This window comes from Ferrovum myxofaciens, assembly GCF_013181415.1.
GTDB lineage: Bacteria > Pseudomonadota > Gammaproteobacteria > Burkholderiales > Ferrovaceae > Ferrovum > Ferrovum myxofaciens.
Window position 1 is genome coordinate 1,865,263 of the sequence record NZ_CP053676.1, and the last position, 14,758, is coordinate 1,880,020.

Here is a 14,758-nt window from a genome sequence, read left to right on the forward strand (position 1 = left end):
AGAGAACATGGAACTGAACACAATCAAACCCGCAGTTGGGGCCAAACAAGCACGACGTCGTGTGGGAAGAGGGATCGGCAGTGGTTTGGGGAAAACTGCAGGACGTGGTCATAAAGGGCAAAAATCTCGCTCCGGTGGTTTTCATAAAGTGGGTTTTGAAGGCGGTCAGATGCCTTTGCAACGGCGGCTGCCCAAGCGTGGTTTTGTCAGTTTGACTCAAGGAGCCACAGAGCAGGTGCGCCTGGTGGATCTGATGCGTGTAACCTCGGAAGTCATCGATTTGTTGGCACTGAAGGAAGCGGGCGTGATATCGGGCTCTGCTCAAGGCGCAAAGGTATTTCTGAAGGGCGAAATTACCCGCGCAGTTCAAATCCGGGGTATCGGTGTCACTCAAGGTGCGCGTAAAGCCATCGAAGCAGCGGGTGGTACGATTCTGGATCAGAAGAGCGAGTAAAGATTTTGGCTTCGGTTCCCAACAATTTTTCAGGAAGCAAACTGGACGACCTCAAACGTCGCCTCTGGTTTGTTGTGGGTGCTCTGGTGGTATATCGCCTGGGTGCTCATATCCCTGTACCGGGAATCAATCCCGATGAGTTGTCGAAACTTTTCAGCAGTCAGAAGTCCGGCATACTCGGCATGGTCAACATGTTTTCTGGAGGAGCGCTTTCTCGATTCACAGTTTTCGCTCTGGGTATCATGCCTTATATTTCATCGTCCATCATCATGCAGTTATTGACGACGGTGGTACCTTCCCTCGAGACCCTGAAAAAAGAAGGTGAAGCGGGTCGGCGCAAGATCACTCAGTACACTCGTTATGGGACGGTAGTACTGGCTTTCTTTCAAGCCATGGGAATTGCGGTGGCACTGGAAGCACAACCCGGTCTTGTGCTCGACCCCGGTCTTCCTTTCCGCTTGACTACCGCCATTACGTTAGTGACGGGTACCATGTTTTTGATGTGGTTGGGGGAACAAATCACCGAGCGAGGCATCGGTAATGGAATTTCCTTGATCATTTTCAGTGGAATCGTGGCAGGATTGCCCCGTGCTGTAGGCAGTACCCTGGAATTGGTTCGCACGGGTGCCTTCAGTTGGTTCCTGGCCTTGTCTATTTTTACAGCAGTGGTGGCCGTGACTGCCCTCGTGGTATTTGTGGAACGTGGTCAGCGCAAGATTACGGTGAATTACGCCAAGCGTCAGGTGGGCAACAAGATTTATGGGGGACAAAGCAGTCATCTTCCCCTCAAGATCAATATGGCAGGGGTAATTCCTCCCATTTTTGCCAGCAGCATCATTCTTTTTCCCGCTACCCTGGCCGGGTGGTTCGGAAGCCGGCAACATTTTGGTTGGCTCAAAGAGATCAGCAGTATGCTAAGTCCTGGACAGCCCATTTATGTCATGCTTTATGCAGGGGCTATTTTGTTTTTCTGTTTTTTCTATACTGCCTTGGTCTTTAACAGCAAGGAAACTGCGGATAACCTGAAAAAGAACGGTGCGTTCATTCCGGGGATTCGTCCAGGTGAACAAACTTCGCGCTACCTGGATAAAATTCTCACACGGTTGACGCTGACGGGGGCCATCTACATCACTTTGGTTTGTTTATTACCTGAATTTTTGATTGTTAAGTTTAATGTCCCGTTTTATTTTGGTGGGACCTCATTGTTGATCATCGTTGTCGTTACTATGGATTTTATGGCCCAAGTTCAAACCTATCTCATGTCCCAACAGTACGAAAGTTTGCTCAAGAAGGCGAATTTTAAAGGACAAGGGGCAAAGTAATCATGGCCAAGGAAGACACCATTGAAATGCAGGGAGAAATTCTGGAAACCCTTCCTAATGCCACCTTCCGGGTAAAACTAGAAAATGATCATGTGGTATTAGGACATATATCAGGAAAGATGCGCATGCATTACATTCGCATTCTTCCCGGAGACAAGGTGACCGTTGAACTCACTCCCTATGATCTGAGCCGTTGTCGAATCACCTTCCGTGCCAAGTAGCACGGGCTTTGCTGGAGAACATCATGAAAGTACAAGCATCTGTCAAAAAAGTTTGTCGCAAGTGCAAACTGGTCCGTCGCAAAGGCGTCTTGCGCGTCATTTGTGAAGATCCACGGCACAAACAGCGCCAAGGCTGATTGATTTTTTTTACTATCGCACTAGAAACTGAGGACGCATATGGCTCGTATTGCAGGGGTCAACATCCCTAACCATCAACATGCAGAAATTGCCTTGACCGCCATTTATGGAATCGGTCGTTCGCGAGCACGAGATATCTGTGCTGCAGCCGGAGTCACGACCAGCACCAAGATCAAGGATCTTACCGACGCTGATATGGAGCGGTTACGGGTTGAAGTCACCAAATTTTCTGTAGAAGGTGACTTGCGTCGGGAGGTTTCGCTTAACATCAAACGGCTGATGGATCTCGGTAGTTACCGTGGCACTCGCCATCGACGTGGCCTGCCTTGTCGTGGACAGAGAACCCGCACCAATGCTCGTACCCGCAAGGGCCCGCGCAAAGCTGTGCGTACAACCAAGTAATTCCAGGAGTTAGACATGGTCAAATCCAATACGGGCGCACGTGCGCGCAAGAAAGTCAAAAAGAATGTGGCTGAAGGAATCGCGCATGTTCACGCTTCCTTCAATAATACGATTGTCACAATTACCGATCGTCAAGGAAACGCCTTGTCCTGGGCAACTTCTGGCAGTAATGGCTTCAAGGGATCGCGTAAAAGCACTCCCTTTGCAGCTCAGATTGCAGCAGAAAATGCAGGTAAGGCGGCGCAGGAATGTGGCGTAAAAAACCTTGAAGTCCGGATCAAGGGGCCGGGACCCGGACGAGAGTCTGCTGTTCGTGCCTTGAATTCCGTAGGCTTTAAAATCACCAGCATTTCGGATGTGACACCGGTTCCCCATAATGGGTGCCGTCCTCCGAAAAAGCGTCGTATTTAATCAGGTAGCGGGAGAATACTGTGGCCAGAAACCTGGATGCCAAATGCCGTCAATGTCGCCGTGAAGGGGAGAAACTTTTCCTCAAGGGCGAAAAATGTTTTACAGAAAAATGTGCCATCGAGCGTCGTGCCTACGCGCCCGGACAACATGGACAAAAGCAAAGCCGTCAATCCGACTATGGTGGTCAGTTGCGTGCCAAGCAAAAGGTTCGGAGAATTTATGGTGTGCTGGAAGGCCAGTTTCGCTTGACCTATAAAGCCGCCGAGCGTGCTCGCGGAATTACCGGTGATAATCTTCTGAAAGCCCTGGAAAGTCGCCTGGATAACGTCGCCTATCGCATGGGCTTTGGTGCCTCGCGCGTGGAAGCAAGACAAGTGGTTCGCCATAACGGAATTCTTGTCAATGGCAAGCGCGTGAATATCCCTTCTTACCAGGTTCGCCCTGGGGATCAGGTGCAGGTTGCGGAAAAGTCACGGCATCAGTTGCGTATCAAGGCGTCTGCAGAAGCGGCAGAAGGGAGAGGGTTTCCCGAGTGGATTGAAGTCGACATCAAGGCTTTGAAGGGTGTCTACAAGGCGCGCCCGGAACGTAGTGAATTGCCGTCCACGATCAACGAGTCCCTGATTGTGGAACTGTACTCCAAATAATCAGGAGTTATGAACCTGAGATCGATCATCAAGGACAAATGATGCAAGAAGATACATTGACTGCAAATTTTTTGAAACCACGTTCTATCGAAGTTCAGAACATCCATCCGAATCATGCCAAGGTTTTGATGGAGCCCTTTGAACGGGGGTACGGTCATACCCTGGGTAATGCGTTGCGGCGCATTCTGCTTTCCTCCATGCCGGGTTTTGCACCGGTTGAAGTCAAGATTTCCAATGTGGTTCATGAGTATTCCACAGTGGATGGCGTTCAGGAAGATGTGGTGGATTTGTTGCTGAACCTCAAGGGGGTCGTTTTAAAACTTCATCAGCATGATGATGCTGTTTTGACTCTCTCCAAGGCTGGTCCTTGTGTGGTGACAGCGGCGGATTTTGATCCCCAGCATCAAGTGGAGATCATCAATCCGGGACATGTCATCGCTCATCTTACTGCAGGTGGAAAACTGGAGATGCAGGTCAAGGTATCCAAAGGTTTTGGCTACGAACCTGCTTCTGTTCGTCCTGATAATGACGAAACCCATGCGGTCAGTGGCATTCAGTTGGATGCCTCCTATAGTCCGGTTCGGCGTGTCAGTTATGCGGTGGAAAGTGCGCGCGTGGAGCAACGGACTGACCTTGATCGCCTGGTAATGGACATTGAAACCAATGGGGCCATTGAACCTGAGGAAGCCGTGCGTTTTGCTGCCCGGGTTCTGATGGAACAACTGTCGGTTTTTGCGGATCTGCAGGGTACGCCAGTCTCCAATGAAACCACGCGCATTCCCCAGGTGGACCCTATTCTCCTGCAACCAGTGGATGATCTTGAGTTGACCGTTCGTTCTGCCAATTGCCTTAAGGCAGAAAATATTTATTATATTGGTGATTTGATTCAACGGACTGAAACCGAGTTGCTTAAGACCCCAAATCTTGGTCGTAAGTCTTTGAATGAAATTAAGGAAGTATTGGCAACCAAGAGTTTGACCTTGGGCATGAAACTGGAAAACTGGCCTCCCGCAGGTTTGGAACGTCGTTAACTGACACGTTCACCATAAGCGCCAACTGGCGCATTACTTATAAATGACTGAAATCATGAGGATTATCAAATGCGTCACCGTTTAAGCAATCGCAAACTTAATCGTACCACCAGCCATCGTTTGGCCATGTTGCGGAATATGTCCAATTCATTGCTGCGCCATGAGGCAATCAAGACCACGCTGCCAAAGGCCAAGGAATTGCGTCGGGTGGTGGAACCCCTGATCACTTTGGGCAAGGAACCTACATTGGCCAATCACCGTCTCGCTTTTGATCGGTTGCGGGATCGCGAAATGGTCATGAAACTCTTCAATGAATTGGGCCCCCGTTACAAGACACGACCAGGGGGGTATGTCCGGATTCTCAAGTTCGGATTTCGCCAGGGGGATAATGCACCCATGGCCTTTGTGGAGTTGGTAGATCGTCCTGACGTTGAAGTGATCGAGGAAGATGGCGAATAATAACCCGTATCTGTTCGATATCTATCGTAATAAAAAGCCTGCATACGCAGGCTTTTTATTACTCAACTAACGATGCAATTGAGTTAGGGAATTCTGAAATTCATCTATGGGTACGGGTTTGCCAAACAGATATCCCTGATGCGCATGACAGCCGTTGCGTTCAAGAAATTCGCGCTGCTGTTCCGTTTCCACGCCTTCGGCAATCACCTTCAGTCCGAGGTTTTCGGCCATTCCGATGATGGTCCGAACGATTGCCGCATCGTTTGGATCGGTGGCGATGTCGCGTACGAAACTCTGGTCGATCTTGATCTGGTCCAGCGGCAGGCGTTTGAGATAGGACAAGGAGGATTGTCCAGTGCCGAAGTCATCCAGCGAAAAACGGATTCCAATGCTGCGCAGTGCCTGCATTTTGCCGATGCTGTCGTCAATGTCGTTGAGCACCAAGGATTCGGTCAGTTCGAGTTCAAGCCCTAGTTTGAGAGGATTGACGCCGGTGTCTTTCAGAACTTCCAGCACCTGTTCGACAAAATTTGGCTGACTGAACTGCCGTGCACTGACGTTGACGGCAATCCGTAAATGACGGGTCAGCGGGTCGACTTGCCACGCTTTGAGTTGCACGCAAGCCATATGCAGCACCCAGGCACCAATGGGCACAATAAGGCCGGTTTCTTCGGCAAGAGGAATGAATTCCATAGGTGAAATCAGCCCCCGCACAGGATGCTGCCAGCGTAGCAGTACCTCGGAGCCCACCACACCTCGCTCATTAACCTGTATCTGATGGTAAAGCCTGAGTTGCTGGAGCGGCAGGGCCTGGCGCAGATCTTCCATCAAGGCGGTGCGCTCCTCCAGTTCGATTTGCATGGCGGGATCGAAGAAGCGCAGGGTGTTGCGGCCCGATGCCTTGGCCTGGTACATCGCGGTATCGGCATGCCTGAGCAGGTCATCCATGCCCGTATCATTGCCGTGAAACAAGTTGATTCCAATGCTGGATGAACAGTGATAATCAACTCCCTGAAGACTGAAAGAGTGGTTGATGGCTTTGAGAACTTTCTCCCCGACATCTTGGGCAGCCGCCGCCGCTTGCTGGGTATCTTCGCTGAGATTCTCGAGCATGATAATGAATTCGTCGCCGCCTATGCGGGCTACGGTATCGCCACTGCGTACACAATCTCGTAGACACTTGGCGACTTCGATCAACAGCAGGTCGCCGATGTCGTGACCGCGGGTATCGTTGAGTACCTTGAAATTGTCCAGATCGAGAAACAGCAGCGCCCCCTTGCACTGACTGCGAACGCTGGAAGTCATGGCCTGCTGCAAACGGTCATGCAATAATCGTCGGTTGGGCAATCCGGTGAGCGGGTCATAAAAAGCAAGTTGGTGTATTTTTTCATCGGCTTCCTTGCGCAGAGTGATGTCAGAAAATACGCCGACATAATTCGTCACCCGTCCATCCCCATCAAGCACGGCAGTGATGGTTAGCCATTCCGGGTAAATCTCTCCATTCTTGCGTCGGTTCCAGAGTTCTCCCTGCCAGTATTTGTCGCGGTTGAGGGTTTCCCACATGGCTTGGTAAAACGCTGCATCCTGTCGTCCGGATTTGAGTATGGCGGGGGTCCTGCCTAACGCCTCCATGGCGCTATAGCCGGTCAATCGAGTGAAAGCGCAATTGACTCGAAGGATATGTTGATCCCGGTCGGTAATCACGATGCCTTCCTGCGTCTCAAAGGCCGTGGCGGCAATTCTCAGTTCCTGGTCGACCACCTTGCGTGCGTGGACTTCCTGTTCCGCCAACAGCGTCAACCGGACGGCCGGAGCAAGCCGGGCCAGTCGGTCTTTTAGTACATAATCCTTGGCGCCCGCATGGATCAACTCCACTGCCTCAACATCAGTAAGAGCGCCGGTGACCATGATCACCGGTACTTCAGGGTGGGTGCGCTGCACGATCTCCAGTGCAACCAAGCCGTTGAAGTCGGGCAGATTGTAATCTGAAAGGATGATGTCCGGATGGAATTCTTCGAGCGCACGGGTGAATGCATCACGCGTTGTCACGCGTATGGAAGTGAAGGCGATACCGGCCCTGCGCAGTTCACGCACGATCAATTCCGCATCGGTTGCTGTGTCTTCCAGCATCAAGACACGCAACTCCCGATTTATGATCGCATGCATGTTTACTTCGCTACAATCGGCGGGTGGTTCACCAGCAGCCAGTAAAGTCCCAACTCCGACACCATTTTGGCAAACTCATCGAACTCCACCGGTTTGCTGATATAACTGTTGACGCCAAGCTGATAACTCTCCGCCACATCCCTGTCCTCCTTGGAAGAGGTCAGTACCACTACCGGAATGCTCCTGGTGCGTTCATCGTTCTTGACTCGGCGAAGTACCCCCATGCCATCCACCTTGGGCAGACGCAAGTCCAGCAGGATGACTTTGGGGCTGTTCGTTACCTGACGCCCGCTATAGGACCCGGTGGCGAAGAGGAAATCCAGCGCCTCAGCACCATCCTTGACCCATACCAGTTTGTTGGCGAGATTGTTCTTCTTCAGTGCACGAATGATCAATTCAGCATCGGTTGGATTGTCTTCCACCAACAAAATTTCCACTTCCACCATCGTATTACTCATGCTCTTTTTCCTTTGTCGGAAAAGTAAAATAAATTGTCGCGCCTTCGTTGACTTTGCCTTCTGCCCACACCCGTCCGCCATGGCGGCTGACAATGCGCTTCACAATGGCAAGCCCGATGCCTGTCCCATCGAATTCAGTCACCCCGTGCAAGCGCTGAAATACGCCAAACAACTTGTCAACATATTGCATGTCAAAGCCGGCGCCATTATCCCTCACATAATAAACGGTTTCATCCCCCTGGACAGAACCCCCTACTTTAATTCTGATGGTTTCCCTGGCGCTACTGAACTTGAGGGAATTAGACAGCAGGTTGACGAAGACTTGACGCATCATGGCGCGGTCACCCATCATGGAGGGCAGATGCTCGATCTCCACCAGCACTTCTTGTCCAACTGTGGCTGACCACAACTCTTCAAAAACTTCATGGGCCAACCGCTCCATGTCAACCTCGGAAAAATTTATTTCCACCCGTCCCGCCCGGGAGAATTTCAGGATATCGTCAATCAGTTGTCCCATCCGGCTGGTATTGTCTCGCACCACATTGAGCAAACGACGGCCTTCATCATCCAGCTTGCTGGTGTAATCATCCAGCAGGATACGGGAAAACCCATCAATGGCGCGCAGTGGTGTGCGCAGGTCGTGGGAAACCGAATAGGAAAAGGCCTCCAACTCCTTGTTGGCGGCTTCGAGTTGCGCAGTCCGCTCTGCTACGCGAATTTCCAGGTCATCCTTGAGCGCACAAAGTTCGGCTTCTGATCGCTTGCGCTCCGTAATATCGCGTCCGATGACCACCAACTCCTTGCGTTCCCCCTCCTTGCTGAATAGCGGTACCTTGCGCGTTTCTATGACATATCGGCCACCATCCACCACGAAATTTTCTTCGCCCACCAGCAGGCATCCAGCTTGCCATGCTTTTTCATCCCCCACCAGACATCCTTCGTGCGCAGTACGGAATGCCGGTTGCAGATCCGCCAACTCCATTTCGGTTTTGCCTTGCCAGGGAAGGCCGTGCAATTGAAACATCTGCTTGGCCGAATCATTGATAACCAGCCAGCGTCCATCGCCATCTTTCAGAAAAATTGCATCGGGGATGGCTTCGATCAACGCGGTCAGTTGCCTTTCGGCCAACTCAAGTTGTTGCTGCTGGTTCTTGAGGGCGGCTATCCGTCCAATGACGAGGAACAAAAAGAGTTGCAAGGCGACCTGCCCGCCGATAAGCCATGCCAACAGAGAATTCAGATGCCTGAAATTTTCTGACAAATCGATTCTGAGATCGGAGGCTCCGTTGAAGGATGCCGGCGCGACATGATGGCAAGACAGGCAATCGGTGCCGTGAAAACTGTGGCTTGTAATATACGGCGTGATCGCGCGCAGCATGGGCTTGCCATTCACCAGTTCGATCGAAATATGGGGAATTGATTTTCCGGCGCTGATGGATCTCTCGATTGTTTGTTTCACCAACGGGTCGTCCAGATGTTCTTCCGGCAATCCGGGGCCAAATTGCCGGACTACCTGATTGGTTCGAACCAGACGTAATGAAGCCAACTGCTGCCCTTCGATGATTTTTTTGATCATCAACTGCCGGTCGACCGAATTGGAAATTGCTCCAGTCACCATCAACAGGTTGGCGTCGTCTATGACCTGCATGGCCACCCCTTCTGCGCGCTGTGTCTGGCTGGAAATTATGTTCGATTTTACCTGTTGGTAGATGAAAAATGTCGTCACAGAGAGTAATGCAATCAGCAAGGGCTGGATCTGAAGGTGAATCTTGTTTTTCAGCGAGAGGCCATCGAACCATTTGCGAATCAAAAACCATGGGGGTGTGGATTTTACCCACCCGGTTTCCCTGATTGGCATGTTGTACTCCTTTAAAGACGACGCTCACGCTGAACGCACAACAGGATAAACCCGGCAGGTTGTTCCTGTAATGCAACAGATCAAATTTCACCCGGTTTTTTGCGTAATGCAATACATCTCGGTGAGAATTTATGGCGATATCCCTGCTCTCAGTACTATTCGCGGGCCGGATCAATAGTTGCCATGCGTCGGCATAGATCGAGATCGACCCAGCCCGCAGGGGGTAGAGCACCCTGGTACAGGGCATAGGGCTGATGCGGTTCCCCCAGGTCGGACAGTACGGCCCCTGCGCCGGAAAAGTCCTGCCCCTGGGTATATTCGTTGATTGTCACGAGGGTAGTCAGTCCCGCAGCGCAGGCTGAACGCAAACCATTCTCTGAATCCTCGAAGGCCAGAGCCTCCTGTGCCGAGATACCCAGTGCATCCAATGTCCACAGATAAATATCCGGGGCAGGTTTTTTGGCGGAAACGATATCTCCGGCCGCAATGACTTTAAACCAACCGGGGCTTTCCGGTCCCAACGCAGTGGAAAGAAGTGAGGCAACATTCTCCGGCGTGGTGGTGGTGGCAATGGCCAGGGTCAAACCCGCCTGACGGGCCTCGTGGAGCAGTCGTCGGACACCGGGACGCAGGGGGATTGCGCCTTTTTCAAGCAAAGCCAGATAGTGACGGGTTTTGGATTGATGCAACTGAAGGACCAACTCATCAAAATGTATGTCTGAAAGTTGTTCGGGGTGATAGTGGGCAACATAATGGCGAATCCGTTCTTTTCCTCCAGTGACCGCCAACAGTTCTCCATACAAAGGAACCGTCCACTCCCAGTCCAGACCGAATTCCTGGAAAGCCAGATTAAAGGAGGGCCGATGCCCATCCCGTTCTGTATCCGCCAAGGTTCCATCCACATCAAAAATCAGTGTATTCAAACTCATCATTTATTCTCGATCACTTAATGGCACAGAAATTTCTTGAAGAAAAAAACGAAAATGTACTGTATCTGGACTGGTCTCATTTACGCTACGAGCAGGACGAGGGAACCCGAGACAATCAGGGTAATCCCCAACATTCCATGCCAATTCAAGCGTTCGCCCAGAAGCAGAACCCCAAGGAGCAGGGCGAAGACGACGCTCAATTTGTCCAGGGGAGCCACCCCGGAAAGGGGCCCCAATTGTAGGGCACGGTAATAACAGAGCCAGGATAGACCGGTGGCAATGCCCGAGAGGATCAGAAAGGTCCAGGTATGGAGCGAGAGGGTGGAAAAACGTTGCCACTCATGGCGCAAGGAGAGAATCCCGGCCGTGAGCGCCAGAATGATCAGGGTACGGATAAAGGTGGCAAAATTCGAAGGGATACCCGCTACCCCCAACTTTCCGAAGAGGGCGGTCAATCCGGCAAAGAAGGCCGAGCCGAGGGCAAACAGTGCCCAGGCAGGAATGGCTTTCATGGCAGGGTGCCGTATTCCGCTGGCATTGTGACGTACAGGAGGGGAAGGTTGGCTTCCCTGACGATACCCAGTAACTGCTCGGATTGTTCCGTACTGACGATGAATACCACTTCCACGGGCAAGTCATTGGCCAGTTCAAAGAAGTGATCTTCATGCAGAACGCCATGGCGTCCGTATCCTGCAATGGACTTGAAGACGGATCCCCCTTGAATGCCCAGGGAACGGGCTTGCTCCAGCAACCATTCATAGGCAAGGATGTGATGGTGGTGGCGGTTTTCATGCAGGTAGAATTTTAGATAGGTGCCCTTCATGGCAAGGAAACTCCAAAGTGGTTGGATCAGGCTTTACCAAAGGACTTGAGCAAGCCATAACTGGCCATGCCAAGCACCGTCATCAACAATGAGCCTCCGAGGTGCACGACAATGTGAGTCAAGGCCCAGAGGTATTGGGTGCGAGAAAACAGGGTCACGGATTCAGCAGAAAAAGTCGAGAAAGTGGTCAACCCACCCATGAATCCCGTGATGATGAATAGTCGGGCCTCGGGGGGGAGGCCCGCATGATCAGTAAAATAGGCAACCGCCAATCCCACCAGATACCCGCCTATCAGATTGGCTGCCAGGGTTCCCAAGGGCATGGTCGGGATCAAGGGATTGAGCAGAATACCCAACCACCAGCGCAACCAAGCGCCCAGGGCAGCACCCACGCCTACCGAAAGAAATCCGTAACCTCCCATCTTTACTTTTGCCCGCCCTTCAGGTTTTTATCACGGTTATATCCTACCACAGGATAGAGATAGGGAAGTTCGGGTGCTTATTCCGGGTTTCTGGAAGGAGAAAGATGGGGCCGAAGGTATTTTCCGGTCATGCTGTGTGGATTCTGCGCCACCATTTCCGGGGTGCCCTGAGCAACGATTTTCCCGCCTCCATTCCCTCCCTCGGGGCCCATATCGATGATCCAGTCGGCAGTTTTGATGACGTCCAGATTATGTTCGATGACAATGACCGTATTGCTCTGGTCGCGCAGGCGATGGAGAACTTTGAGGAGGAGTTCGATGTCGTGAAAGTGCAGTCCGGTGGTGGGTTCGTCCAGAATGTAGAGCGTGCGCCCTGTATCCCGCTTGGACAGTTCAAGAGACAGTTTGACACGTTGAGCTTCGCCGCCGGAAAGAGTGGTTGCGGCCTGGCCCAGAGTGATGTAACCCAATCCCACATCCAGAAGAGTCTTTAATTTGCGCGCCAGGACAGGAACGGCGTTAAAGAATTCATGGGCCTTTTCCACGGTCAGTCCCAATATCTGGTGAATATTCAGTCCCCGATAGTGGATGTCGAGGGTTTCGCGGTTATAACGTTTGCCATGGCAGATATCACAGGGCACGAAAATATCGGGCAGAAAATGCATTTCCACCTTGATCAACCCATCCCCCTGACAGGCTTCGCACCGTCCTCCCTTGACGTTGAAAGAAAATCTTCCCGGTCCATAGCCCCGTTCCCGGGCTTGAGGCAATTCGGCAAATAATTCGCGGATGGGCGTAAATAGTCCGGTATAAGTGGCAGGATTGGAGCGAGGAGTGCGACCGATGGGGCTTTGATCTACGTTGATGACCTTGTCAAAAAAATCGAGTCCGATGATTTCATCATGGGGCGCCGGGTCCTGAGCGCTGCCATAGAAGTGACGGGCCGCTGCGGCCTGCAGGGTATCGTTGATGAGCGTGGATTTGCCCGACCCTGAGACCCCGGTAATGCAGATCAGCAGACCGATGGGCAGATGCACGGTCACCTCTTGCAGATTATTTCCCCGGGCGCCGCATAGGGTCAATTGACGCGCTGGGTCAGGGGTATGGCGCTGAGCCGGCATGGGGATGGTGCGTTGTCCAGAAAGATACTGACCCGTCAAGGAATCCGGATGCTTGAGGATATCCGCAGGAGGACCGGCAACAATAACGTATCCGCCATATTCCCCCGCTCCGGGTCCCATGTCCACTACAAAATCCGCACTACGGATGGCATCTTCGTCGTGCTCTACTACCAGAACAGAATTCCCGAGATCCCGCAGTCGCTGCAAGGTTTCCAGAAGGCGCTGGTTATCCCGTTGATGCAGTCCGATGGAGGGTTCATCCAGGACATACATGACGCCCGTCAGTCCGGATCCGATCTGGGAGGCCAGACGGATCCGCTGAGCCTCACCCCCGGACAGGGTGTCGGCAGATCGGTCGAGTTGCAGATACTCCAGGCCGACATTGTTGAGAAACTGGAGGCGTGCAATGATTTCCTTGAGAATTTTTTCAGCGATGGCCTGTTTTTGCCCAGTCAGTTGCATGTCTTGGAATACGGCTTCAGCCTGTTTGAGGGGCAGGGCACTGAGCGCTTGCAGAGTATGTCCGGCGACCCGTACAAAACGGGCTTCACGCCGTAGACGCGCTCCCTGGCACTGAGGACATGGTTTTTGAGCGCGCAGACGCGCCAGTTCTTCGCGTACCAAGGTGGAGTCGGTTTCCCGGTAGCGCCGTTCGAGACTGGGAATGATGCCTTCGAAGGGGGAGGCACGTTGGGTTTGAACACCGCGCACGCCCAGGGAATGGAAGGTGATTTTCTCTTTGCCTGAGCCATACAGGAGCATTTCCTGAAGGGGGGGACTCAGGGTTTCATAAGCCTGTTCGAGGTCGAAATCGTAGTGGGCAGCCAGATCGCAAAGCATCTGAAAGTAGAATTGATTGCGCCGGTCCCATCCCTTGATGGCCCCTGCGGCCAGGCTCAGGGCGGGAAAGGCGACGACCCGTTTGGGATCAAAAAAACTCACCGAACCCAATCCATCGCAATGAGGGCAAGCACCCATGGGATTGTTGAAGGAAAACAGACGGGGTTCCAGTTCCGCCAGTCCGGCATTACAGACGGGACAGGCAAAACGAGAGGAAAAGGTGAGGGTGGCCGCACTGTCCATGTCCACCACCAGGGCCCGACCATCGGCATGACGCAGGGCTGTTTCAAAGGATTCGGCCAGGCGTTGACGTGCATCCGGGCGGACCTTGAGACGGTCTACGACAATGTCCAGACTGTGCTTGCGGTTTTTGTCGAGGGTAGGAAGCGCATCGATATCCAGAATTTCACCGTCCACACGCAGGCGTACAAATCCCTGAGCGCGCAGTTCATCGATGAGTTCTGTCTGCTGTCCCTTGCGTTCAGTCACCAGAGGCGCGAGGATCATGATTTTGGCGTCCAGGGGAAGCGCCAGTACGGCATCCACCATCTGGGATACGGTCTGGGCGGCCAGGGGTAAATCATGGTCGGGGCAATGAGGTTCGCCTACTCGAGCGAAGAGCAAACGTAAATAATCATGGATTTCGGTTACCGTTCCCACCGTGGAACGTGGGTTATGGCTGGTGGCCTTCTGTTCGATGGCAATGGCTGGTGAAAGCCCTTCGATCAGGTCCACATCGGGTTTTTCCATCATCTGCAGAAACTGGCGCGCATAGGCCGAGAGGGACTCGACATAGCGGCGCTGGCCTTCTGCATAGAGCGTGTCGAAAGCCAGCGACGATTTGCCGGAGCCCGAAAGACCCGTGATGACCACCAACTGATGCTTGGGCAGGTCGAGGTCGATGTTCTTGAGGTTGTGGGTGCGAGCACCCCGGATACGTAGCAGGTCTTGTGTCACAGTGGGCAGGTTCGATGATGAAAGGAAAGGAGGTGCACCCCTTGGGGGCACGGAGCAAGGAGAATCAGTGAGTCAGTACGCGAAATGCTAATATACGCG

Annotated in this window: 17 protein-coding genes; 9 read left to right on the forward strand and 8 right to left on the reverse strand. The window is 52.5% G+C overall.

Annotated elements, in window-relative coordinates; translation table 11 throughout:
* Positions 1 to 7 precede the first annotated feature (7 nt).
* From rplO to rplQ, 9 genes are all read left to right on the forward strand, one after another.
* Entirely contained in the window at positions 8 to 454 is a 447-nt protein-coding gene (rplO, locus tag HO274_RS09105; RefSeq protein ID WP_031597164.1) for a 50S ribosomal protein L15, read from the forward strand.
* A 5-nt stretch (positions 455 to 459) separates the two neighbouring features.
* Complete coding sequence (secY, locus tag HO274_RS09110; protein ID WP_031597167.1) at positions 460 to 1,776, forward strand: preprotein translocase subunit SecY; 1,317 nt, start codon at positions 460 to 462, stop codon at positions 1,774 to 1,776.
* Between the two features lie 2 nt (positions 1,777 to 1,778).
* Positions 1,779 to 1,997: a translation initiation factor IF-1 gene (gene infA / locus HO274_RS09115; protein WP_031597169.1), complete on the forward strand. Its 219-nt coding sequence runs from the start codon at positions 1,779 to 1,781 to the stop codon at positions 1,995 to 1,997.
* Between the two features lie 23 nt (positions 1,998 to 2,020).
* Complete coding sequence (rpmJ, locus tag HO274_RS09120) at positions 2,021 to 2,134, forward strand: 50S ribosomal protein L36 (protein ID WP_056929431.1); 114 nt, start codon at positions 2,021 to 2,023, stop codon at positions 2,132 to 2,134.
* 40 nt (positions 2,135 to 2,174) lie between these two features.
* Positions 2,175 to 2,537 carry a 30S ribosomal protein S13 gene (rpsM, locus tag HO274_RS09125; protein ID WP_031597170.1) on the forward strand — a complete coding sequence of 121 codons (363 nt, stop codon included), beginning with the start codon at positions 2,175 to 2,177 and terminating at the stop codon, positions 2,535 to 2,537.
* A 15-nt stretch (positions 2,538 to 2,552) separates the two neighbouring features.
* Positions 2,553 to 2,948, forward strand: coding sequence for a 30S ribosomal protein S11 (gene rpsK / locus HO274_RS09130; RefSeq protein WP_031597171.1), 396 nt, complete (start codon positions 2,553 to 2,555; stop codon positions 2,946 to 2,948).
* 20 nt (positions 2,949 to 2,968) lie between these two features.
* Positions 2,969 to 3,595 (forward strand): 30S ribosomal protein S4, encoded by a 627-nt coding sequence (rpsD, locus tag HO274_RS09135; protein WP_062187362.1) that lies wholly within the window; start codon positions 2,969 to 2,971, stop codon positions 3,593 to 3,595.
* A gap of 41 nt (positions 3,596 to 3,636) precedes the next feature.
* Positions 3,637 to 4,626: a DNA-directed RNA polymerase subunit alpha gene (locus tag HO274_RS09140; RefSeq protein WP_062187364.1), complete on the forward strand. Its 990-nt coding sequence runs from the start codon at positions 3,637 to 3,639 to the stop codon at positions 4,624 to 4,626.
* 69 nt (positions 4,627 to 4,695) lie between these two features.
* On the forward strand, positions 4,696 to 5,085 hold the full coding sequence (gene rplQ / locus HO274_RS09145) for a 50S ribosomal protein L17 (RefSeq protein WP_031597176.1): 390 nt from the start codon (positions 4,696 to 4,698) through the stop codon (positions 5,083 to 5,085).
* A 66-nt stretch (positions 5,086 to 5,151) separates the two neighbouring features.
* Here the strand turns inward: rplQ and HO274_RS09150 are convergent, their stop codons facing one another.
* From HO274_RS09150 to uvrA, 8 genes are all read right to left on the reverse strand, one after another.
* Positions 5,152 to 7,251, reverse strand: a complete 2,100-nt coding sequence (locus HO274_RS09150) for a putative bifunctional diguanylate cyclase/phosphodiesterase (RefSeq protein ID WP_273118965.1) — start codon at positions 7,249 to 7,251, stop codon at positions 5,152 to 5,154.
* A gap of 2 nt (positions 7,252 to 7,253) precedes the next feature.
* Positions 7,254 to 7,709: a response regulator gene (locus HO274_RS09155; RefSeq protein ID WP_273118968.1), complete on the reverse strand. Its 456-nt coding sequence runs from the start codon at positions 7,707 to 7,709 to the stop codon at positions 7,254 to 7,256.
* A complete protein-coding gene (locus HO274_RS09160; protein ID WP_062187372.1) occupies positions 7,702 to 9,567 on the reverse strand; it encodes a sensor histidine kinase in 1,866 nt (621 codons plus the stop codon). The genes HO274_RS09155 and HO274_RS09160 overlap by 8 nt, the downstream gene beginning before the upstream one ends.
* Before the next feature lie 155 nt (positions 9,568 to 9,722).
* A complete protein-coding gene (locus HO274_RS09165; protein ID WP_031595606.1) occupies positions 9,723 to 10,496 on the reverse strand; it encodes an HAD-IA family hydrolase in 774 nt (257 codons plus the stop codon).
* Positions 10,497 to 10,576: 80 nt separating this feature from the next.
* Entirely contained in the window at positions 10,577 to 11,008 is a 432-nt protein-coding gene (locus HO274_RS09170) for an EamA family transporter (protein WP_031595605.1), read from the reverse strand.
* Entirely contained in the window at positions 11,005 to 11,319 is a 315-nt protein-coding gene (locus tag HO274_RS09175; protein ID WP_031595604.1) for a DUF190 domain-containing protein, read from the reverse strand. The genes HO274_RS09170 and HO274_RS09175 overlap by 4 nt, the downstream gene beginning before the upstream one ends.
* A gap of 26 nt (positions 11,320 to 11,345) precedes the next feature.
* Complete coding sequence (gene crcB, locus HO274_RS09180) at positions 11,346 to 11,741, reverse strand: fluoride efflux transporter CrcB (RefSeq protein WP_273118975.1); 396 nt, start codon at positions 11,739 to 11,741, stop codon at positions 11,346 to 11,348.
* Between the two features lie 77 nt (positions 11,742 to 11,818).
* Entirely contained in the window at positions 11,819 to 14,659 is a 2,841-nt protein-coding gene (gene uvrA, locus HO274_RS09185) for an excinuclease ABC subunit UvrA (RefSeq protein WP_273118977.1), read from the reverse strand.
* Between the last annotated feature and the right edge of the window lie 99 nt (positions 14,660 to 14,758).